This window comes from Alphaproteobacteria bacterium (assembly GCA_016699735.1).
Lineage (GTDB): Bacteria > Pseudomonadota > Alphaproteobacteria > Micavibrionales > Micavibrionaceae > JAGNKE01.
In genome coordinates, this window is sequence record CP065008.1 from 1,499,490 (window position 1) to 1,521,741 (window position 22,252).

Consider the following 22,252-nt stretch of genomic DNA (forward strand, 5'->3'; position numbering starts at 1 on the left):
AAGTGTTTAAAGAGAGTTAGGCAGCGTTTCTCAGATTGGCTGCGCTGTCTTTGCCCTTTTTGGGGTCTCTTTGCAGTTCGAAGCTGATCTTCTGGCCTTCGCGCAGGGTGTTCATCCCTGCTTTCTGAACGGCGCTGATGTGAACGAACACATCGCTGCCACCGTTATCGGGCACGATAAAGCCGAAGCCTTTTTGATCGCTGAACCATTTGACAGTTCCGGTAATTTGATTGGACATAGTAATTTTCCTTGTAGTCTATTTTCAGTATGGCCCGCCCGCACCATTGCAGACGGATTGTATTTGTTAACGCGCTCCAAATACGAGGAAGTATCGTTAAATACTGAACTTTTAAGGAAAGGCAATCGGGAATACGTAAAAGTATGAATCGAAGCACTAAACCGTAAAAATCTCTGTTCTAAAGAGCAACCTTGTCAAACAAACGGGGCATCATTGACAGGCTTTGTCATAAAGGTCAAGAAAAATCGCAAAAATAAAAAACCCGAAAAGCCGTGAAGCCTCAGATTTCCCGGTAGAGAGCCCTGCGTTCCAGCAGCTTTTCGGGAAGCTTGATCGCGTCGCGCTCGGAAATGGCGAACATGGCCTGCTCGGAAAATCCGCCGTAAATGTGGTCCTCGTCGTCCCGAACGGCCCAGTCTTCAATGTCTTCGGTCTTGCAGGTATAAAGCCGGTCCAGATGGCCCTTGTGCGTGACGGGGGGTGTCACCAGCCGGACGTTAAGCCCGTCATCGCCCGCACGGCCCAGCACCTCGGCCCAGAGATGCTCGACTTGCTGGGTGTTCGAGACAAAATATAGCTTGACCAGAGCGTTCTCAGGGAACTTTTCCATGAGCGCATAAAACGTCCCAAGAGTGTCCCTGGCCTTCTGCAATGCTTCCAGCAGCAGAGGATCGTCAGGATTCGTGACCAGAGGCTCGAACGCGGGCCGCGGGGAGATCATGTTCACGCAGATCGCAATCCCGAGAACCGCAAAAAGAAGAGTCATCAGGATAATCGCCACGCGAACCTCCCGGTGTGAGTTGAAATAAAACTGTTAATATTCAGGAGATTTTAGCAAAAACAGCCCGATAGGCATATCCCCGGAACAGGGATTCAACTCTAAGAGTGCCCTTTTTGTCGCACTCCATCTGTTTGAGGTAATCCAGAATCTCGGGTTTGTGGTAAACATGGAAAAGTCGTAGCCACCAGAAGAGAAATTTGCGGAACCACGGCGGCAACTCCTCCTGCCCGCCGAAATCGACGATGTGGATTTGCCCTCCCGCAGGCAGAAGCTCAAGCGCATGATCAATCGACTCTTTCCACGGCGGGATGATCGAGAGCGCATAGGAAAAAACAATCTTATCCAGCGGACGCTCAAGCCCGAAAAGGGCTTTTGGGTCGAACGTCTGGGAAAAGCCCTGTTTCAGGGTAATTGAACAGCAATGCCCGGCACGGCTGATGTTGCCCTGTGCGGTTTTGAGCATTTCGTCAGAGGCATCGAGGCCATAAAAGTGAGCCTGCGGATATTTTTGCTTCATGCGGATCAGGTTCCGCGCCGTCCCGCATCCGACTTCGCATACGCTCTCGCCCGCGGCGGGGCACAGGCGGTCAATCAGCACATCGCGCCCCAGCAGGTAATATTTGCGCGAGGCATCATAAATATGACGCGTCCAGCGGTACATCTTGTCCATGTTCCGCTTGGTTTGTTCTTCGCTATGGCTCAGGCTGCTCATGCAGGCGTCCGGTCAGGCGGCGATCTGTCCGCTCTGTTGTTTGGAGTGAATATAGGTATGAAAACCGCCATAGATCGAGGAGCGGTCTTTCGCCACCGCTTCGGGTGAGCGGACAGGGTTGTAATCCCAGCGTCCCAGCAGATCGGTGGGCAGGGCGCTCGCCAGCGGGCTCTCGTTCCCTGCGGTGCGGAAGATCACACGGGCTTTGGGCGCAGCGGTCCGGCTGACGTGCGTCCAGAGATCGGTGAGCTGCTGCGCGTTCATCCAGTCCTGGGCGTCAAGGAAGACATAGTTATCGAAACTCTCCGGATTCTGCTGGGCAAGAAAATCGGTAATCGAAGCATGGATGATCTGCACCCCGCCGATATGGTCCTTGAGGGTCTGGTAATGCTCTTCCTGAAGATAGCGGGGCACGGCCTTCTTCTTCACGGTATCGTAACCGCGCCCGAACGCCTGCCAGGCGAAATAATTCGTATCGATCGGGAAATCGCAGGCCATGCGCTCCAGCCGCGATTTCAGAAGTCCGGCCATGTCGCCGCCAGACGCCGCGCTCAACTCCTCAAACTGGGCGGGGGGAATCCCGAGCCCGTAAAGAGACACAGGCATATTACAAAGCATCTTGATGAATTTTTTGTCAAACAGCGGACCCAGTGTCCGGTTGAAAACCACGCGCTGCTCCTCCAGCGTCCGGGCCTTGAGAATCTCACGGGGATCCTGTCCATAAAGCTTGGACACAAAATGAACCGTTGCAATGAACGAGCCAAGCAGCCCGTGCTTATAAAGGTTTTTCTTGAAGAAATTGATCCGCCGTCCGTGCCGCAAGGTGCGCTTGTTCCAGTAATCGCGGGTGAAGGCATCGAGATGCGGAGCAATGTAACGGTCGTAATTTTCAATATTCTTGGGCGAATTCGCATGACCGAAGAAAAGAAAGAAGCTCTCATAATCGGGCAGGTGCTTAAGCGCGGCGATTTTAAGGCGGCCAAGAGCGACGTGCGCGGGATTGAGATCAATCGCATAAATAGCCTTCGGCTTCTCCGTCAGGTAGTTCATGACGTTGCATCCGCCTGAGCAGATCGTCATGATCCGTGAATGCGGCCCGATCTTCATGGCCTCAATATCCACCTCCGGGTCTTCCCAGATTTGCGGGTAGACAAACCCGCTGAACATCAGGGTAAACAGGCGGTCTCCAAGACTGCGCTTGATCATCGGCTTGTCGCCGTGAACAGCGGCTTTAAGGAGTTCTTTATTGGCAACGGTATGATCGTGACCGGTGGCGGAGGCTTCGGCGCTCATTGGTGTGGCTATCCCTTGAACCAGACTATCCCTTGAAATAGACAGAAACCTATATATAAAAAACCCCGGAATGGCAAATAGCAATTATCACAATCCGGGGCGCTTCCTGTGCATAGTATGGTGCCAAAAATGACCGCAGAAAGCAAAAACCGCACCCTCTACGGCGTACCCGAGGGGCAGGATGCGCGTATTCTCGCGCAGAAAGCCCGAACCATAATGCCCGAAGATTGTGTGCTGGTTCATGTTGCTATGGATGGGAACCGTCTGGCCAACCTTCAGGAACAGTTGGCATTTTTCGCGCCGGATGTACGGGTGATATGTTTGCCCGCATGGGATTCTCTGCCCTATGACCGTGTTTCTCCCCATGCGGATATCGTGGCTGCCCGCGTGACGGCCTTAACCGGCCTGATCCGCTGGCAGAAAGAGAAGGAACGCTATCCCCGCATCCTTTTAGTCAGCCTCAACGCCGCCGTACAAAGGGTCATGCCTGTTGAATCTCTGCTTCAGGCAAGCGTCCAGGCAAGAGCAGGCCAAAAACTCGACTTGACGAAATTCCAAAATTTTCTCGCGCAAAACGGTTATCTGCGGACGGAAACCGTGCGCGAAACCGGGGAATTCGCCGTACGCGGGGGGATCATAGACCTTTACCCGGCAGGTTACGAAAATCCCCTCCGCATCGATCTCTTCGGCGATGAAATCGAATCGATTCGGATGTTCGATCCGGCCACACAGATGACCGTCCCGGACAGGGCTGTAAAAGAATGTTCTCTTCTTCCGGCAACGGAGTTCTTTCTTGACGAGGAATCCATTGCCCGCTTCCGCGCCGCCTACCGCGAAATGTTCGGGGCTGCTGCCTCGAACGATCCGTTATACGAAGCGGTGAGTGCAGGAAGGCGCATGAGCGGCATAGAACACTGGTTGCCCCTGTTTCACCAAAAGCTTGAAACCGTTTTTGATTACGCGCCGAACGCGGAAATGACATTCGATCCGCATATCCGTGAGGCATATGAGGAGCGGATGCTGCAAATCAGGGATTTCTATCAATCCCGCTACACGGTGCAAAAAAACACTGCAAAAAGATCAGGCAGTGCGACAGGCCAGATATCCGCCCCTTATCACCCCGTCCCTGTAACTGCTCTTTATATTGAGGAAACAGAATGGAACCTCAGGACCGAAGAGAGCACTCAATTTTCAGCCTTCGGTTCTCCTGACGAACGGGAAGTAAAAGACGCAGCAAAAAAAGGCCGTGATTTTTCCGATATCCGCGCAATCTCCGGTGGCGATGTTTTTCTGGAATTGAAAAAACACCTTGCTGCGCTCGAGGCCGCGCAAAAAACACTTCTGATCGCTTCTTATGGCGAAGGATCGCGCCAGAGACTCTCCGGCTTAATGGATCATGCGGGCATCGGTCCGCTAAAAAACTGTGCAGTATGGGAGGATGTCAAAAAGCTTAAGCCGGGTCAGATCGGCATGGCCATCCTTGCCCTCGAACATGGATTTGTTGCGGACGGTCTGGCTGTCATCACCGAGCAGGATATTCTGGGTGACCGCATCGCCCGCAAGACAAAATCCCGTCGCAAGGCGGATAATTTCCTGCGCGAAGTCTCCAGTCTCAATCCCGGCGATCTGGTCGTTCACGTCGATCACGGCATCGGGCGCTTTGTAGAACTCGAGACGCTCAAGGCCGGGGGAACACTGCACGACTGTCTCAAAATCGAATATGCCGGTGGCGACCGTCTGTTTGTTCCCGTCGAAAATCTTGAAGTGCTTTCCCGCTTCGGCAGCGACGAGGGAACGGTCGAACTCGACAAGCTCGGCGGGGCAGGGTGGCAGGCTCGCAAGGCACGGGCAAAAAAAGACCTCATGGAAATGGCCGATCAACTTCTGAAGATTGCAGCAAACAGGATTTTAACCAAGGCCGAAAAACTTCTGATTTCAAAAGACGTCTACAACGAATTCGCAGCAAGATTCCCCTATCAGGAAACCGAAGATCAGGAGCGGGCCATCGAGGATGTGATCGCTGGCATTGCTGCGGATTATCCGATGGACCGACTGATTTGCGGCGATGTCGGCTTCGGTAAAACGGAAGTCGCCTTGCGCGCAGCATTCACCGCCGTGATGTCAGGAGCGCAGGTTGCGCTCATCGTCCCCACGACCCTTTTGGCAAGACAGCACTACCATAATTTCACGAAGCGTTTCGCCGGAACGGGTATAAGCGTCGAGCAAATTTCGCGTCTAGTCGCAGCAAAGGATGCAAAAAAAATCAGGGAAGGGATAGCGGACGGCAGCGTGCAGATCGTCATCGGAACTCACGCGCTTCTGGGTGGCGGAATCAAATTCTCTCATCTGGGGCTTCTGATCGTCGATGAGGAGCAGCGCTTCGGCGTGAAGCAAAAAGAAAAGCTGAAGGAGCTGAAAAACAACGTCCACGTTCTGACTCTTACCGCAACGCCGATCCCGCGTACGCTGCAAATGTCGCTGACGGGCGTAAAGGAGATGAGCCTTATAACCACGCCTCCGGTCGATCGTCTGGCCATCCGCACCTTCGTCATGCCCTTCGACTCGGTCGTGATCCGGGATGCTTTGCTGCGCGAACATTACCGCGGCGGACAGAGCTTTTATGTCGTTCCGCGCATCAAGGATCTGCCCGAGATCGAGGAGACGCTCAAGGAACTGGTCCCCGAAATAAAATTCATCGCCGCGCACGGCCAGTTAACGGCCACCGAACTCGAAGAACGCATGGAGGCATTTTACGAAGGGCAATACGGAATTCTTCTGGCCACCAACATCATAGAAAGCGGGATTGATATTCCCAGCGCCAACACCATGATCGTCCACCGGGCCGATATGTTCGGCCTCGCGCAGCTTTATCAGATTCGCGGACGCATCGGCCGCTCAAAGCTCCGCGCCTATGCCTATCTCACCTACCAGCCCGGCGTGAAGCTGAACCCGAACGCCCTGCGCCGTCTGGAGGTTCTGGACACGCTGGACACTCTCGGTTCAGGCTTCCAACTCGCCAGCCACGACATGGATATCCGTGGCGCGGGCAATCTTCTGGGCGACAGCCAGTCAGGGCATATCCGCGAAATCGGTGTGGAACTCTATCAGCAGATGCTAGAAGAGGCTGTGGCCGCAGCGCGTCAGGGCGGCGGATTGGAGACTCTGCAAACGGAGGAAAAGTGGTCGCCGCAAATCGCGCTGGGAACATCCGTTTTGATTCCAGAAACTTACGTAGAAGATTTAAGCGTCCGCATGAGCCTCTACCGCCGACTCAGCGATCTGGTCGAACCCGCCGACATCGAATCGTTTGCCGCGGAGTTGATCGACCGCTTCGGCAACCTGCCCCCCGAAGTCGAAAACCTGCTCGATATTCTCAAGATCAAGCAACTCAGCCGTAAAGCAGGAATCGAGCAGTTGGACGCGGGGCCAAAGGGCGCCGTCATCGGCTTTCACAACAACACCCCGCCCAACGTGCCTGCACTCATGCGCTGGATTCAGGATCAGCGGGGAACCGTCAAGCTTCGCCCGGATCAAAAGCTTGTCGTTGTCAGGACATGGGACAATAAGGATGAGAGAGTAAAAGGCGTGCAGAGCCTGATGAAAGAACTCTCACAAATTTCCTGAGGGCAAGACTTAAGAATTTGGCGATTTCTCGAAATTGTGCGATGCTTATACTCTTAAAAGGCAGTAAACGATGTCATCCCGTCAATATCTTGAAAACCGCATTCGCGAAGCGCTGAAAAAAGCCAAGGGCAACAAGCATCAGGCCCGGCAGCAGATCATCGCCTGGACCTATGAGGATTCCAAGCTTCTGCACGCGCTGGCCCGCCCGCATCTGGAGGGGATCATCGCCTACAACATCGACCGGATGCTATCGGGAAAAACGGCTGATAATAGGGAAACTGAAGCCGTCTCGAAAAAACCCCAAGCCGGAGCAAAAGCCAAAAAGGGTGAGGAGTTCGGCATGGACCTTCTGCGGGCAGTTGTAGCCACGGACGCCGCCATCTTCGGTCAGGAAAGCTTGGCGCCATCTTCCAAGCGCCCGCAGACCTCCAAGCGCCACGTGGACGCCCTGATGAAAATGGCCTCCGGTGTCGAGACCAAGAAATCTAAAACCGACAAGACCTGATCCATGTCTGCTGATCTGCAGCTTCTGGCCGCTGAAATCGGGTGCGAATCGCTGACACCCTTGCCCCGCGACGCCTCGACCCGCGAATTTTATCGCGGAACGCGAAGCGGTGAAAACTTCATTCTCATGCGCTATCCCGAGCCGGATGAAAAAAACCGGACGGAGTTAAAGCAGTTCCTGAGGATTGCAGCGTGGCTCACTGAAACCGGGATCAGGGCGCCCCTGATCTTCGAAAGTCACCAGGAGCAAGGCTATGCGCTTCTGGAGGATCTCGGGAACACCAGCTACGGCAAAGCCTTGCGCGAGGGCCACAACCGCACGGAATTATACATTTGGGCGACAGACGTCCTGCGCCGCCTGCGCCAGTCAAAACCGCCTGCGTTCCTCTCACCTTTCAGCCAGAGTAGAATAAGACAGAATATCAGGCAGATCGCGGATTATTATGTCCCTTTTCTTCATCGTCAGAGGATGCCGGACACGGCCATTAGCGCCTATCTTGAGATATGGTCCGGCATCGAGCAAAGCCTTCCCACCTGCCCGCAGGGGTTTCTGCACGCCGACTTCCATCTGGAAAATCTGATGCTGCAGGAGGGCGGAGAGGGCATAGAACGTTGCGCCCTGATTGATTTTCAGGACGCGCTTCTCGGCCCCATACCTTACGATCTGGTCAATCTTCTGGAGGATGCGCGGTCGGACGTGCCACAGGATTTGCAAAAAACCCTGATCGAACGCTATTGCGAGGGCATGAGCGCGAAGGATCGTCAGGCCTTCGATCTCTGGTACCGCGTTTTGGGCACCCAGTTTCATTGCCGCGTCATCGGCCTGTTCATAAAATTCGCCGCTGAACAGAACCGCGACGAATACCTGATCCACATCAGCCGCTTGCAGAATTATCTCAAAACCCATCTTGAACATCCGGTCTTGGAGCCTTTGAAGGACTGGTTCAAGAAAGAGGGGGTAAGTCTGGACCCCGTAAAGGATTTGAACGGAAACGCGATCCGCGATATATTCCGGTCCTTAACGTCTTGAAAAGAAAGTAACGTCACTTTAAAGGAGAAACCCATGTCGCTTGTTGCCGACCGTCTGAGCCGGATCAAACCCTCCCCCACCATCGCCGTGACCAACAAGGCGAAGGAGCTTAAGGATGCCGGACGCGATATTATCGGCCTCGGCGCAGGAGAACCCGATTTCGATACGCCCGATTTCATCAAGGAAGCGGCTTATAAGGCGATCCGCGAAGGTCAGACCAAATACACCGCCGTAGACGGAACGCCCCAGCTCAAGGATGCGATCATCGCCAAGTTCAAGCGCGACAACAACCTGTCCTACAAGCGCGAACAGATCACGGTGGGAACTGGAGGCAAACAGGTGCTGTATAACGCCCTCATGGCCTCGGTCAATCCGGGCGATGAGGTCATCATCCCAGCACCTTATTGGGTGTCTTATCCTGATATGGTCCTACTGGCGGAGGGAACCCCCGTTGCAGTCGATTGCCCGAAGGAGAACAACTTCAAGCTCCAGCCGAAGCATCTGGAAAAAGCCATTACCCCCAAAACGAAATGGGTCATCCTCAATTCGCCCTCCAACCCCACGGGCGCAGCCTACTCATGGGACGAAATGAAGGCGCTGACCGATATTCTGGTCAAATATCCCCATGTTCACATCATGACCGACGATATGTACGAGCATCTGGTCTATGACGGCTTTAAATTTTGCACCCCGGCGCAAGTTGAGCCAAAACTCTATGACCGGACGTTCACGGTGAACGGAGTCTCCAAATCCTACTCCATGACCGGCTGGCGGATTGGCTACGGCGGCGGTCCGGTCGCCCTGATCAAGGCCATCGCGATCATGCAGAGCCAGAGCACCTCCAACCCTTCATCGGTCTCGCAGGCGGCGTCAGTAGCGGCCCTGAACGGCGATCAATCTTTCCTGAAAGAGCGCAACGAGGTCTTTCGTCAGCGCCGCGACATGGTGGTAAAAATGCTCAATCAGGCCGAAGGCATCGAATGCCTGACTCCCGAAGGCGCATTTTATGTCTATCCCTCCTGCGCGGGCTGCATCGGCAAGACCACGCCTGACGGTAAAACCATAAAAAGCGACGAGGATTTCGTGACCTACCTTCTGGAATCCGAAGGTGTGGCCTGCGTACAGGGAACGGCCTTCGGCCTCGCCCCGTATTTCCGTATTTCCTACGCCACTACGACCGAGGCGCTGGAGGAGGCCTGCAAACGCATACAACGCGCCTGCGCGGCACTTAAAGGCAAAGCCAAGGCGGCATAAACGATTAGAAATGATAGCGGTTTGGGCCGTCTTCCTGAGACGGATCGTCCAGATCCCTGAGCGGTGCGCCGCCGAAAGTATGCTCAATTTCGGCAAGGATATCGTGCAATCCGGTAGAGCGGGTAACCTCGCGGATTTGATCGATAATAGAATTTCTGACAGAGGACTTCAGAAGGGGATTATGCCGCGCCTGACAATAGGTGATCTCAGCGTTTTCAAGGCTTGCCGCATAGGCGCCGGCTTTAGGGCACGCAAAAGGATCGTCCGTGCTGATAACAAAGGTTTGCGGAATTGTCATCACGGATATTCCGGACGCAATCTCAGCCTTCTTTCGTTCGAAATAACTTTGGGTATAATCGGAAATTTCTAGAACCTGAGCATGTGTAGGGCGGTCGTTCGGATCCTCTTCGATCAGGAGTCTGCCGAGGCCGCGGACGTAATAGTAAACCCGATCCATCAACGAGACGCCTGTAAACTCATTCTCATGCCGTCGGGCATGGTAAGTATAAAGTTTATTGAGGGTAGGGTGATAAAGAGCCGAAGAACCGGACGAACCGAAAAATGGGGAGGTATGGAACGCACGCTCAATCGGCGGCAGGCGTCCGGCCATCCGCGCATCCATAAGCCCGTGCCCGAAAAGCACACTGCTGGTTGAATGGGTGAAGAGGAAGCGGGGAATGTTCTCGGGGTAAAGCTCATAGAGAGGCGAATCTTCTGCAAAAACGAAGCTGTCAACTCTGGCCAGGGAATTCGCAAGGCTTCCGGTCTTCGTGCCGGGATTTTCAAGGGGCATAGCCAGAACGGTATGGCCAGAATCACGCAAGGCCTCAATCTCCACAACCTTATCGGCAGGCGAACGTTTCCATCCGGGCACAAGGCCCACGATGCCGACTGGATGCTGTGTGTTTCGAGCCGGAGCGACGTAGACCTCCGCTTCCTTGGAGCCGTCCTTGCCGTCATAGCGAAGGGAGAGGAGTTCCCAGTCATCGGGAATCCTTGCCCCGGCAGAACCGAGCGACGCGACCCCAAGTAGGGCTGCAGCCGGGAGTCCGCGGACAGCCGCCCAAAGACTTCGCAAGGAGTAATCCCTGGCGAAAAGATCGTCATCTGAAGGGGAAAATTGACCCATACGCGAACCAGCCCTGATAACTTTTATTATTATATGCAAATGTAATAAAAACGTAACCCTATGAAAAGGATACCAGATAAACTCTGTCAAATGCACAAAAATAATCTGTGAAAAAGAAAACCGGGCATAAAGCCCGGCAAGTTGAACAGGGAGGTTTCACGTCTTGGGGACGTAGGATCTCATAGAGACCCTTAGCAATCCTAGGACTGCTAAGGGCAGAGTAACCGACTCGGGCCATGAAAAACCAATGCTATTATTGCAGAAGAGGTATGCAATAAACGCAATCACTTAAGGCATATGTATGCGAAATACGGGAAAGTAAAAAAAGGCAGGAGCCCTGGATCAGAGTGCTTTTTCGCCCTTGAGCGTATCGAACAGGTAATCCCTGAACACGCTGATTCGCTTGGAGTGCTTGCGCTCTTGCGGATAAACGAAAAACATATCGACGCCCGGAATGTTCAGATCGGGGAAAAGCTGCACAAGGTCCGTTTTGTCACGGCTGACATAATCGGGCAACACGGCTATGCCGACACCTTCTTTTACCGCGCTGTAGCGGGCGCTCATCGAGTTCATCATCACGACTTTCGGATTATTCTCGGTATTGATATGGGCGGCATTGAAGATCCAGTTCGGGCGGGCGAACGGCGTCTCCGTCCCCGGCGGATGCCCGATCATCATATGGTTTTTCAGATCCTGCAAATGATCCGGAAGCCCGTAAGTTTTCTGATAGCTTTTGGAAACCCAGAGGCTGAAACGCAAAGTCGTGAGTTTCTTCTCAATCACATCGGCCTGTTCCGTTTTCTGCAGCCGGATTCCCACATCGGCCTCCCGCCGCAGCAGGTCGTAAACCCGGTCATCTAGAAAAAGAGTCATCTGGATTTCTGGGTAAAGGGCATTGAACGCCGGCAATTTGGGCGCCAGCCAGCTCGAAGCAATAAAATCGACGGTGGTAATGGTTAGTAATCCCTCGGGCAGGAGCCGCGAATCGGAAAGCCGGGTCTGCGTGTCCTTGAAGGTATCGAAGACCTCACGGGCGGACTCGAAAAGAATTTCGCCCTGCTCGGTCAGAACCAGCCCGCGCGCATGGCGATGGAAAAGGGGATGCCCAAGCGATTCCTCCAGCGCACTGATCTGCCGGGAAACGGCGGATTGGCTGAGGTTCAGGGTTTCTCCCGCATGGGTGAAGCTGCCGGATTCAGCAACGATTTTGAAGATTCTGACCTTGTCCCAATCCATCGCGAGGGCGAGTCCTATTCAGCAGCCTTGTTGTGGGTAACGGTCTTCTCTTGATGGGCAAGGAAACGGTCGGCTTCCAGCGCGGCCATGCAGCCCATCCCCGCAGCCGTAACGGCCTGTCGGTAAACGGAGTCAGTCACATCCCCGGCGGCATAAACCCCGGGAATGGAGGTGGCGGTCGAATCCGGCGCCGTCAGGATATAATTCCCCGCATCCATATCAAGAATACCCTTGAATAACTCCGTCGCCGGATCGTGCCCGATGGCGACAAACAGGCCTTGCTTATCGATAATCTGCTCAGAGCCAGTTTTCAAATTCTTGATCCGCACCCCCGTCATGCCGGAGTCATTGCCGACGATCTCTTCCACCGTGCTGTCCCAGATCACTTCGATTTTTGGATTCTCGAACAGGCGCTTTTGCATGATTTTCTCGGCCTTGAGACTGTCGCGGCGGTGAATCAGCGTAACCTTGGTGCAGAAGTTCGTAAGAAACAAGGCCTCCTCGACGGCTGTGTTGCCGCCCCCGACAATGGCGACCTCCTTGCCGCGGAAGAAAAACCCGTCGCAGGTCGCGCAGGCCGAAACGCCCCGACCCCGGAAGGTACTCTCCGACTCAAGCCCAAGCCAGCGCGCCTTCGCGCCGGTGGCGATAACAACCGTATCGCCCGAGTAAACGCTCCCCGAATCCCCGTAAGCCTTGAAGGGGCGGGCGGACAGATCGACCTTAATGATGTAGTCGTTGACGATTTTCGTACCCACATGCTCGGCCTGCAGCTTCATCTGTTCCATTAGCCACGGCCCCTGAATCACGTCGGCGAATCCCGGATAATTCTCGACATCCGTGGTGATCATGAGCTGCCCGCCCTGTTCGAGCCCCGTGACCATCAAAGGCTCAAGGTTGGCCCGTGCGGCGTAGATTCCCGCCGTATAACCGGCAGGGCCGGAGCCGATGATGAGGACTTTAGTATGCAGAGCGTTACTCATGTTAACAATCCTGGAATGTTCATGTTGCCTGACCTATTCGCGCTCGAAACATTCATGGTTTCACGGGTGTTTCGGCGCACGAAGCGGTCTTGGGGCCGCACGGAAAAAAATGTGAAATAAAGTTTCAAAACCACTTGCACACGGCCCACCGCAACTTTATACAAATCTGGCGTCAAAACAAGACGAACATCCACCATTCAGAAACTTAAAAGTGACGAGTAACCGCAGGCTTTCCCATGAAAAAATCAAGGCTGGACAAAATCGACCGTAAAATCCTCAAGGAATTGCAGGACAATGGGCGCATCACCAACGTCGAACTGGCCCGTAAGGTTGGGATTTCAGCGCCGCCGTGCCTTCGTCGTGTCCGGGCGCTGGAGGAGTCGGGGTATGTGCGGAATTACCGCGCACGGCTCGACTCGGCCCTTATGGGTTACAGCGTCACCGTCTTCGCTATGGTCCGCCTGACCAGTCAGGCCGAACCGGACCTGATCCGCTTTGAACAGCATATCTCTAAGCTCCCGATGGTCCGCGAATGTCATATGCTTGCCGGGGAGGTGGATTTTATTCTCAAAATCGTCGCCAGGGATTGGGACAGCTATCAGGAGTTTCTTAAAAACGAACTCACCGGCGCCCCCAACGTCACCTCCGTCAAATCCTCACTCTCCATCCGATCTGCCAAGGACGAACCGGGCGTTCCTGTAGACGCGTGATAAGGATTCTAGTCGCTTACTCAGGGTGTTGAAACCGCCCGCTTTGAATAAAACTGAGCACCTGTTTCATCACGCTGGGGTTAAACATCATGAAAGTATGGGTGGAGGAAACGACGATATGATCGGCCATACCCTCGATTTTTGTCCGTTCAACCGGAACGATCCCGTCGCTTTCTCCCGGCAAAACCCACGGGGATAGCGGATTGATGGAAAAATTTCCGGCGATCACCCCGATCGGGTAATGAATGGCGCCATCGATATGCTTGTGAGTGGTCTTGAGTTGTGGTCCGGCGGGGCCGAAGACTTTCTCGAACAGCGGCGCGAGCATTTTTGTTTCCGATAGCCAGTCCGCGAACTCGCTGCCCGTATTCGGCGGACCCAGCATCACGACCTTTCCAAGACGCTCCGGCTTGTAAACTGCAATATAATACCGGGCGATCAGACTCCCCATCGAGTGGGTCACGAAATGGATTTTCGGGGCTTCGGCGGAAAAGGGGCTGGCGGTAATTTTCTCATAAATAAATGTCGTGAGATCCTCAAGGGTCTTTTTCCGCGAGGGGTAATGGATGTTCAGCGTATGATAACCCGCATTCTCAAGGTAAAGACTCATCGGCATCATATCCAGCTTATTGCGGATAATTCCGTGCAGCAGGATCACAAGCTCCTTGGGTTTCTCTGTCTTCGAGGATGAGTCCGTCATATCCGTGGTCCATATCGTGTTGGTGGGAGAAGGCCGCGCGGCGCAGCCTCCAACGGCCACCAAGCATAACATAAAGGCGTAAAAAAAATCGGCCGGAAAAAATCATGCGGCATTTTTATAAGGGGCCGCCCATGGGGCGATCGCGGCCAGAGCCCGCTGTGAGAGCGCCTTTTTGCGTTCTTTGCCCTTGAGTTTTCTGCGTTTGCCTTTGGCATCGATAAAACTCTCCTCCTCTGCGTTGAGCGGCGGGAACAGGCCGAAATTCACATTCATGGGCTGAAACGTATCGGAATGAGCGCCGCCGGTGATGTGCCGCAAGAGGGCGCCGTGCGCCGTCGTTTCAGGTGGAAGAGCAGGGGAGAGTCCCAAGAGTTCCGCAGCGGCAAACCGTCCGGCGATCAGCCCAACCGCCGCGCTTTCCACATAACCTTCGCAGCCTGTGATCTGCCCAGCAAACCGCAAGCGGGGTTGAAGCTTTAAGCGCAGAGATTCATCTAAAAGCTTGGGGGAGTTGATAAAGGTATTCCGGTGCAGCCCGCCCAGCCGCGCAAACTCGGCGTTCTCCAGTCCGGGGATCATTCGCAGCACGCGCACCTGTTCGCCGTATTTCATCTTGGTTTGGAACCCGACGATATTATAAAGCGTTCCCAGTGCATTATCCTGCCGCAGCTGTACGACCGCATGAGGGCGTTCGCTTTTGTGCGGGTTGGTCAGGCCGACAGGTTTCATGGGTCCGAAGCGCAGAGTCTCCGGTCCGCGTGAAGCCATGACTTCGATTGGCATACAACCTTCGAAATAGGGCGTGTCCTTTTCCCACTCTTTGAAATCGCCGTATTCCGCACGCAGCAATTCGCCAATGAACGCTTCATACTGCGCCTTATCCATCGGACAGTTGATGTAATCCTTGCCCGTGCCTGCCGGACCTTCCTTGTCATAGCGAGATTGGAACCACGCCACATTCATATCGATACTCTCCGTATGCACAATCGGCGCGATAGCATCGAAAAAAGCCAGAGCATCCTCCCCGGTAAGATTCCGGATCGCCTGCGCCAGCGCATCGGACGTCAGCGGCCCCGTGGCGATAATCACGCTCTCCCAGTCTGCGGGGGGCAGCCCGGCGATCTCGCCGCGGGCGAGGGTAATCAGCGGATGGGATTCAAGCGCCTGCGTCACGTTCTGCGAAAAAATATCGCGGTCAACGGCTAAAGCTCCGCCGGCGGGCACAGCGGCCTTATCGCCTTCGCGCAGGATCAGCGAACCGCACAAACGCATTTCCTCATGCAGCAATCCGACAGCATTGTAATCCTTGTCGTCCGACCGGAACGAATTGGAGCAGACCAGTTCCGCGCATCCGTCCGTTTTGTGTGCCGCCGTGCCGACATTGGGACGCATTTCATGCAGCACGACGCGCACGCCCATCTGCGCCGCCTGCCACGCGGCCTCGCTTCCGGCCAGTCCGGCCCCGATAATATGAAGAGTTTTAGTCATGCGGCATTTTTATAGCTTTACACGTCAAAATCAACGCCCGAATGCTCCATCGTGTGCTGCAATCGATAGAGCGCACTTTGCCGGAGGTTTTGTTCAAGATTTTCTGCAACAGGTGAGAGGGGGAGGCCGCGCTCTTGCACATGAGTTCTAAGCCTGTCCAGAATGACATCAGCCTGCACAAGATTTTCGCCCTTGTAAAGAACAAGGGCGAGCATCTCCATGAACGGAACATAGTTCGGGTCGCTATCGGCATCTGGATGTGCCTCCATGCCCTTGTCAAGCGCATCAATAGCATAAGGATAAGCACCGTTTCGGACATAAAACGGAAGCTTCTTATCCGCCAGAGCATCCGCCAGCGGCGAAGGACTTGTACATTCAGAAAGAGTGCGTTTAAGTTCAGATTCTAGGTCCATAAGTCTATTTCCGTATAATCGTCTGTCCAGTCTACACGGTTTAGGGGTTGGGGTTCAACTCCAGAACTCTTCACGGTCAGGAACGCGGGAAAAGGCGATCTTCGTTCCCACATAGCCAGCCAGCGTCTTTGGCGGCAATCCGAGACTGACCGTTTCGCGCTGGTATTTGTCCTGCAGCCGATCGAGCGCCCGCGTCAGCGCATCGTTCTTCCGCATTTTCTCCTGCATCTCCTTTTCCCCTGTTTCAAAAAGATCGTAGCTTATGTCCCCCGGGCGGCTGAGCCCGTAAAGCGTGACGGAGACTTTGCGGAAACGCAGGGGGGAAGGGGAGCGGCGCATCTCAAAAAATTGCAGCATCTCGCCCCACAGATCGTCCAGATGCTGCAAAAAAGTGAACGGATCCTGCGCGGGAGAAATTTTAAGCTCTCCGCCCCAGCGCAGATGCTCGGTCGTCCGCACGCCAAGGGATACGCGGCTGGCATAAAAATTTTTGCGCCGCAAACGGTAGCTCGCCTTCGTCAGGAGTCTTCGCGCCATCTGCCGAGCCGGATCGGGAGCGCGCAGGAGTGGATCAAGAATCCGGCTGTGCCCGATCATGGTATTTCCCGTCTCCTGCGTTTCGAAATCATAGCCGTGCAGCCAGTACCAGAACCGCTCCCCCTGAACGCTGCCCCAGATTTTACGGGCGTGCTTCGGGGAGATGTTCCAGAAATCGCGGAGGCTGCTCACACCCGCCCGGATCAGGCGCCGCTCCATATTGGCCCCGATCCCCGGCAGGTCGGTGAGCTTCAGGTCAAACAGAGGTCCGGGCAAATCCTCCTGTCGCAAAATCGTCAGCCCGTCCGGCTTTTTCATATCGCCCGCGATTTTGGCCAGTAGCGTATTAGGGGCAACACCGATAGAGCAGGTGATCGCCGGACCGACATTCCGGCGGATTCCCGCCTTGATCCGCAGCGCCAGATCGGTCGCGGCCTCCACGCTGCGCCGTGAGGGCGGAAGCCGCGAGGACAACTCGTCAATCGACCAGATTTTATTGATCGGCGCATGAAGCGCGATTTCATCAACGATTTTATGATGATACTCGACATACTTGTCATGCCGCGCGAGGACGCAGGTCAGGTTCGGGCACATTCGCTTGGCATCCCGGATCATCGTCCCCGTTTTGATCCCGTAGGCTTTGGCCTCATAGGACGCCGCAATCGCGCAGGTATAGTCCGTCTCCATCGGCACCACGGCCACGGGCTTGCCGCGTAGATGCGGGCGCTCCTGTTGCTCCACGCTCGCGAAATAGCTGTTAAGGTCCAAAAACAGCCATTTCAGCCCGGGTTCGCGGTCCATGATCAAAATCCTGTGATGTTTGCGGCAAATCCACTTCAGCACAAAATAAAGAACAAATCAAGAACATTTATTAAAGGCGCCCGGGCTTGACGAAATAGAGGGCGAAGGAGAAGATAAACAGAGATAAAAAAGAACGGACTTTTTTTAAGGATTGCGCCGCATGAAAAAAAACCTCTCCATCACGGACAGCCAGTTTTTTATGTGGCGGACTCTATTCGCCATCGCCCACGCCGATAATATCCTCGCGGACGGCGAGATCGAATATATGGCTAGGGTTCTGGAGGAAATAAGCTTCACCCCGCAGCAGACCACAACCCTCAAAGACGACATCACGAATCCCAAGAATATCGATGAAATGTTCACAGGCGTCAGCGATGTGCAGGATCGCCTTCAGTTCTTTGACCTCGCACGGGAGTTGGTCTGGGCGGACGGCGATTTCGGAGAGGCCGAGCAAAGCGCCATCATCAAGCTCAAACGCGCCCATTTCCTGAAAACCGACGTCGATGATCTGATTGGTAAAATCAACCTTGAACTGGAGGATGACCGCGATATCGCGCCGAGGACGGGGAGTGTAAAAGAATATGGGAAAAAACAGCGATTCCGTAAAACCATCTTCTCCTTCCGCGACCGCTTTCTGGAAACGATCACCGGAAAATACTCTTAAGCCCGGTCAGGGAAAAAACTTTCTAAGCGCTAAATCGGCCGAAAACCCTCCTGAAACAGGCAAAGGGGGAGAGGAAGGGTAACTGTTACCGTCAAAACGCAGGACGCTTTCCGCGGCAAGTGCTTCGCCCCCGGCCACCCGCACCGCCAGATCGTGCCAGCCTTCATGCCGCTCGGCGCCGATATAAACCGGATTGCGGACCGGCCGGATCAGAGTGACGGGAGAAAACCCTCTTTCTTCAGCCTTCATGACCAGCAAAGCGCACCCCTCCATCGCGCACCAGAAGCCATAAGGGGATTTGAGATAAACCAGCGCATCGCGCATCCCGTCCCCGTTCAGGTCAAAAAGCCCGTATTCGAACTGGGTCTGCGCTGGCGCCGACTGCCTTTGAAGAAAGCCGCGCACCGAATCCATCAAGAGGGTTTCACCCGGCTCGGCCGGGGAATAGGCCAAAGGGGTCAGGCGCGGACCCCCGGTTCCGCCCCCGCAGCCGCAAAGCGGCAAGCAGAGCAGGAAAAAGAGAAAAAATGAGAAAAAAGAGCCCATATTCATACAGGCAGCGTAAGGAAAGTTCAGGGGTTTAGCCACGCGCTTGTGTGCGCCGCACACAGATTTTTCCTCGAAAACGGGTTGCACCGCCCGAAAAGCCGCAGTAATCTGCACGCCGAAAGTAAACACCAAGGAGTTTATTATGACGTTTGTCGTCACCGAAGCCTGCATCAAGTGCAAATACACGGATTGCGTGGAAGTCTGCCCCGTCGATTGTTTCTACGAAGGGGAGAATATGCTGGTGATCAACCCCGATGAATGTATTGATTGCGGCGTCTGCGAACCCGAATGCCCGATTGACGCCATCCTGCCTGATACCGACCCCAAGGCCGATCAATGGCTGGAGGTCAACAGAATATATTCGGACAGATCCCGCGACCTCGCTTGGCCGAATATCACCACCACCAAGGAGCCGATGCCCGAAGCCGAGGAGATGAAGGACGTTCCGAACAAAATGAAAGATCATTTCAGCGACAAACCCGGCGAAGGCGATTAAGATAGAGCGATTTCTGATAACAGGTATATGAACCGAAAAGGATTGAAGCTATGACTTTTCCCGCTGTAAAACACAAGGATTCAAAGGCGCTCAAACCCGTCGCCGAATACCGCGGCCACATCTACAACAATATTCTGGAAACGATTGGCGCCACCCCGCTGGTGCGCTGCGGCCGGATAATGGAGGAGTATGGGCTTAAGGCCGACATCCTCGCCAAACTGGAGTTTTTCAACCCTCTGGCCTCGGTAAAAGATCGCATCGGCTTCTCCATGATCGAGGACGCCGAACGCGCAGGAAAAATCAAGCCCGGTCGCACGGTCCTGATCGAGCCGACCTCTGGGAATACGGGGATCGCTCTGGCCTTTGTGGCCGCAGCCAAGGGCTACCGCCTGATCCTGACCATGCCGGAAAGTATGTCCATCGAGCGCCGCAAGATGCTCCGTTATCTAGGTGCCGAGGTCGTGCTGACCCCCAAGGAAAAGGGAATGCCCGGGGCGATAGCACGGGCGAAGGAAATGCTGGCCGAGTATGATGACTCGTTTGCACCGGGCCAGTTCGTAAACCCGGCCAACCCGCAGATCCACCGCGAAACCACCGCCGAGGAAATCTGGAACGATACCCAGGGCAAGGCCGATATCCTGATCTCCGGTGTGGGAACGGGTGGAACTCTCACGGGGGTGTCCGAGGTACTCAAGCAGCGCAAGCCCGGCTTTAAAACCTATGCGATAGAGCCGGAGGAAAGCCCGGTTCTCTCCGGCGGCACGCCCGGTCCGCATAAAATTCAGGGCATCGGCGCAGGCTTTGTGCCGGACATTCTCGAAACCGAATTGATTGACTCCGTCATCAAAGTTTCCAGCGACGAGGCCATGAAAATGGCCCGCGAACTGGCGCGGTTGGAGGGAATACCCGGTGGGATATCCTCCGGCGCCGCGATCATGGCCGCCCGCAAGGTTGCCGAAATGCCTGAGAATAAAGGCAAGCAGATCATCGTGATCCTGCCGTCTTTCGCCGAGCGTTATATCTCAACGGCCCTGTTCGAAGGTCTGGAAGAGTAAGCGCCTTAAGCTTTCTCAAGCGTCCGCAGACGGTACGGCCCCTCAGACTTGGCAATAAAGAGGGGAAGATAGGCCTCGTAGTAGTATTTTTCGATGGCCTCCAGCGGCGCCAGAACCTCAAGCAGTTGCGCGGCGGAAGATTTATCCTTGGTGAGTTCCAGCGAACCGACATCCAGCTTGGCCATCCGCAGATTCAGAATCAGCTTCCGCACCGGGGCCATCAGTGTGTCCGTAACCATCAGGAAAGGCTTGAACACGGTACGGGCAATCGCGTTGACCTCCCGCAGGACATGGAACGGGAAATAGCCAAGGAAACACAGGAGCGTAAAGAAAAACACATCCTTGGTATGAAGCCTTTGAACGGCCTGCGCGATAAACGCTTCCTGCAGTTCAGCGGATAATCCCAGAATGGCAGGAGAAAGAAGCAGCTTGGATTTATTTCCCAACCCCTGCAAAACCACAGCTGTCACCAGATCAGGACGAAGGGAGGCGGGATCGTCGATCACAAACAGCTCGGGGACGCTCAAGCCTCTGGAGATACACTGGTTTTCCAGCCGTCTGTAAAACGGATCGTCGGATTTCATCGCAAGCGGCACGGCTCCGAACATCTGCTCGGCTTGGTTAAAGTCGCGGTACACAAAATAAAACGCCCCCGCCAGCGCAAAAAACAGGAACTTGAAATAAAACCGCACGAATTTGATCTGCGTTTTAGTGCTGTGCAGGATGTCCCCGACCGAATCAGGATCAAAAACATAGGCCAACGCAACAAAACATCCGGCAACCAAGGAGACGAAAATAAAAATGCTGATGAGAAAATAAACCATCATCAGGCCGGAAATAACCTGATTATTCCACTGGATGCGTTTGACCTGTCCCTGAAAATCCTGCGTGCTCATACCAAAGCCCCTTAAAAGGTTACAGCACGGTATTGAACCACAAAATCAGGCGCGTTTCGCCTCTTTTTGTTCCTGTACGCCCAGCTTTTCATGTAGAGAGGAACTGGAAGTCGTGTACTCAAAGCGCAGCTTCTCATCCGGGCGGCAATACCGGAAAACCTGCCGTGACATGAGCGCCCCTTCATGAAAGCCGGACAGAATAAGCTTCAACTTGCCCGGATAGGTGCAGATATCGCCGATGGCAAAAATCCCTTTCTTTCCGGTCTCGAATTTCTCCGTATCGACGGGGATCAGGTTGCGCTCAAGATTCAGCCCGAAATCCGCGATCGGCCCCAGCTTCATCGTCAGCCCGAAAAACGGCAGCAGCATCTCGCACGGCAAGGTCTTCAGGGTTTTTTCGTTATCCTCGATAGTAATGCCGGAAAGCTGGCCGTTCTCTCCGCTCACGCTTTTAACTTGTCCGGCCTGAAAGTGCATCTTCCCCTCGGCCACCAGCTTCTGCATCTTCGAGACGCTGTCCGGCGCGGCGCGGAATTCGTTGCGGCGGTGAACCAGCGTAACGGATTTAGCTAAGGGTTGAAGAGCGATCGTCCAGTCCAGCGCCGAGTCGCCTCCGCCGACGATCACAAGATCCTTGCCGCGGAATTTTTCCTTCTGGCGCACGGCATAAAAAACGGAGGTGCCTTCATAGGCATCGATTCCCGGAATAGGGGGCTTCTTGGGGACAAAGCTGCCCCCGCCGGCGGCAATCACAATGCACCGCGCATCGAACACGGTTCCCGTGTCGGTGGTGAGCATCCAGCGCCCGTCAGACTTCTCCTCAAGTTTTTCCGCCATCTGCCCCATATGAAAGACCGGATGAAAGGGCGCGATTTGCTTCATCAGTGCATCGGTCAATCCCTGACCGCTGATTTCCGGAATCGCAGGGATATCATAGATCGGCTTCTCGGGGTAAAGCTCCGTGCATTGCCCGCCGGGACGCTCAAGGATATCGACCAGATGACATTTGAGATCAAGCAGGCCCAACTCAAAAACGGCAAAAAGCCCGCACGGCCCCGCGCCGATAATGACGACATCGGTAACGATGGGAGCGGAAAGGGTTTGTTTTGTCTGTGGCATGGCAATACACGCGAAGTCTTAAATAAAAACAACGCTGTAA

Annotated in this window: 22 protein-coding genes; 8 read left to right on the top strand and 14 right to left on the bottom strand. The window is 54.5% G+C overall.

Translation table 11 applies throughout. The features are described from left to right. Positions 1–16: 16 nt before the first annotated feature. The 4 genes from IPN28_07315 to IPN28_07330 form a co-directional block, all read right to left on the bottom strand. Positions 17–238 (bottom strand): cold-shock protein, encoded by a 222-nt coding sequence (locus IPN28_07315; protein QQS56115.1) that lies wholly within the window; start codon positions 236–238, stop codon positions 17–19. Positions 239–518: 280 nt separating this feature from the next. Beyond that, positions 519–1,019: a DUF2314 domain-containing protein gene (locus tag IPN28_07320; GenBank protein QQS56116.1), complete on the bottom strand. Its 501-nt coding sequence runs from the start codon at positions 1,017–1,019 to the stop codon at positions 519–521. Positions 1,020–1,059: 40 nt separating this feature from the next. Beyond that, the gene (locus IPN28_07325; protein ID QQS56117.1) at positions 1,060–1,731 is read right to left on the bottom strand and encodes a class I SAM-dependent methyltransferase; all 672 of its coding nucleotides are present in this window, start codon (positions 1,729–1,731) and stop codon (positions 1,060–1,062) included. A gap of 12 nt (positions 1,732–1,743) precedes the next feature. Next, positions 1,744–3,024 carry a DUF3419 family protein gene (locus IPN28_07330; protein ID QQS56118.1) on the bottom strand — a complete coding sequence of 427 codons (1,281 nt, stop codon included), beginning with the start codon at positions 3,022–3,024 and terminating at the stop codon, positions 1,744–1,746. A gap of 117 nt (positions 3,025–3,141) precedes the next feature. On the opposite strand from IPN28_07330, the gene mfd reads away from it, so the two are divergent. From mfd to IPN28_07350, 4 genes are all read left to right on the top strand, one after another. Beyond that, complete coding sequence (gene mfd / locus IPN28_07335) at positions 3,142–6,648, top strand: transcription-repair coupling factor (protein ID QQS58564.1); 3,507 nt, start codon at positions 3,142–3,144, stop codon at positions 6,646–6,648. A 70-nt stretch (positions 6,649–6,718) separates the two neighbouring features. After that, positions 6,719–7,153, top strand: a complete 435-nt coding sequence (locus tag IPN28_07340) for a hypothetical protein (GenBank protein ID QQS56119.1) — start codon at positions 6,719–6,721, stop codon at positions 7,151–7,153. A 3-nt stretch (positions 7,154–7,156) separates the two neighbouring features. Further along, positions 7,157–8,182: a phosphotransferase gene (locus IPN28_07345; GenBank protein QQS56120.1), complete on the top strand. Its 1,026-nt coding sequence runs from the start codon at positions 7,157–7,159 to the stop codon at positions 8,180–8,182. Positions 8,183–8,215: 33 nt separating this feature from the next. Further along, positions 8,216–9,436 (top strand): pyridoxal phosphate-dependent aminotransferase, encoded by a 1,221-nt coding sequence (locus IPN28_07350; protein ID QQS56121.1) that lies wholly within the window; start codon positions 8,216–8,218, stop codon positions 9,434–9,436. Positions 9,437–9,440: 4 nt separating this feature from the next. On the opposite strand, the gene IPN28_07355 is transcribed toward IPN28_07350, so the two are convergent. The 3 genes from IPN28_07355 to trxB form a co-directional block, all read right to left on the bottom strand. Continuing rightward, the gene (locus IPN28_07355; protein QQS56122.1) at positions 9,441–10,565 is read right to left on the bottom strand and encodes a hypothetical protein; all 1,125 of its coding nucleotides are present in this window, start codon (positions 10,563–10,565) and stop codon (positions 9,441–9,443) included. A 342-nt stretch (positions 10,566–10,907) separates the two neighbouring features. Next, on the bottom strand, positions 10,908–11,801 hold the full coding sequence (locus IPN28_07360; GenBank protein ID QQS56123.1) for a LysR family transcriptional regulator: 894 nt from the start codon (positions 11,799–11,801) through the stop codon (positions 10,908–10,910). Between the two features lie 14 nt (positions 11,802–11,815). After that, entirely contained in the window at positions 11,816–12,784 is a 969-nt protein-coding gene (gene trxB, locus IPN28_07365; protein ID QQS56124.1) for a thioredoxin-disulfide reductase, read from the bottom strand. A gap of 236 nt (positions 12,785–13,020) precedes the next feature. On the opposite strand from trxB, the gene IPN28_07370 reads away from it, so the two are divergent. Next, positions 13,021–13,494 carry an Lrp/AsnC family transcriptional regulator gene (locus IPN28_07370; protein ID QQS56125.1) on the top strand — a complete coding sequence of 158 codons (474 nt, stop codon included), beginning with the start codon at positions 13,021–13,023 and terminating at the stop codon, positions 13,492–13,494. 16 nt (positions 13,495–13,510) lie between these two features. Here the strand turns inward: IPN28_07370 and IPN28_07375 are convergent, their stop codons facing one another. From IPN28_07375 to IPN28_07390, 4 genes are all read right to left on the bottom strand, one after another. Further along, positions 13,511–14,194 (bottom strand): alpha/beta fold hydrolase, encoded by a 684-nt coding sequence (locus IPN28_07375; protein ID QQS56126.1) that lies wholly within the window; start codon positions 14,192–14,194, stop codon positions 13,511–13,513. A gap of 102 nt (positions 14,195–14,296) precedes the next feature. After that, positions 14,297–15,682, bottom strand: coding sequence for a methylenetetrahydrofolate--tRNA-(uracil(54)-C(5))-methyltransferase (FADH(2)-oxidizing) TrmFO (gene trmFO / locus IPN28_07380; protein ID QQS56127.1), 1,386 nt, complete (start codon positions 15,680–15,682; stop codon positions 14,297–14,299). A gap of 17 nt (positions 15,683–15,699) precedes the next feature. Then, positions 15,700–16,095 (bottom strand): hypothetical protein, encoded by a 396-nt coding sequence (locus IPN28_07385; GenBank protein QQS56128.1) that lies wholly within the window; start codon positions 16,093–16,095, stop codon positions 15,700–15,702. Positions 16,096–16,149: 54 nt separating this feature from the next. Further along, on the bottom strand, positions 16,150–17,433 hold the full coding sequence (locus IPN28_07390) for an impB/mucB/samB family protein (protein ID QQS56129.1): 1,284 nt from the start codon (positions 17,431–17,433) through the stop codon (positions 16,150–16,152). 160 nt (positions 17,434–17,593) lie between these two features. Between IPN28_07390 and IPN28_07395 the strand changes: the two genes are divergently transcribed. Beyond that, complete coding sequence (locus tag IPN28_07395; protein QQS56130.1) at positions 17,594–18,097, top strand: TerB family tellurite resistance protein; 504 nt, start codon at positions 17,594–17,596, stop codon at positions 18,095–18,097. Between the two features lie 6 nt (positions 18,098–18,103). Here IPN28_07395 and IPN28_07400 read toward each other — a convergent pair whose 3' ends face one another. Continuing rightward, the gene (locus IPN28_07400) at positions 18,104–18,805 is read right to left on the bottom strand and encodes a hypothetical protein (GenBank protein ID QQS56131.1); all 702 of its coding nucleotides are present in this window, start codon (positions 18,803–18,805) and stop codon (positions 18,104–18,106) included. Here IPN28_07400 and IPN28_07405 point away from each other — a divergent pair. Continuing rightward, positions 18,789–19,142: a ferredoxin family protein gene (locus IPN28_07405; GenBank protein ID QQS56132.1), complete on the top strand. Its 354-nt coding sequence runs from the start codon at positions 18,789–18,791 to the stop codon at positions 19,140–19,142. The two genes, IPN28_07400 and IPN28_07405, sit on opposite strands and share 17 nt — an antisense overlap. A gap of 50 nt (positions 19,143–19,192) precedes the next feature. Further along, positions 19,193–20,197 carry a cysteine synthase A gene (cysK, locus tag IPN28_07410; protein ID QQS56133.1) on the top strand — a complete coding sequence of 335 codons (1,005 nt, stop codon included), beginning with the start codon at positions 19,193–19,195 and terminating at the stop codon, positions 20,195–20,197. Positions 20,198–20,202: 5 nt separating this feature from the next. On the opposite strand, the gene IPN28_07415 is transcribed toward cysK, so the two are convergent. Both IPN28_07415 and IPN28_07420 read right to left on the bottom strand, forming a co-directional pair. Further along, positions 20,203–21,093, bottom strand: coding sequence for a hypothetical protein (locus IPN28_07415; protein QQS56134.1), 891 nt, complete (start codon positions 21,091–21,093; stop codon positions 20,203–20,205). A gap of 45 nt (positions 21,094–21,138) precedes the next feature. Further along, a complete protein-coding gene (locus IPN28_07420) occupies positions 21,139–22,212 on the bottom strand; it encodes an NAD(P)/FAD-dependent oxidoreductase (GenBank protein QQS56135.1) in 1,074 nt (357 codons plus the stop codon). Positions 22,213–22,252: the final 40 nt, after the last annotated feature.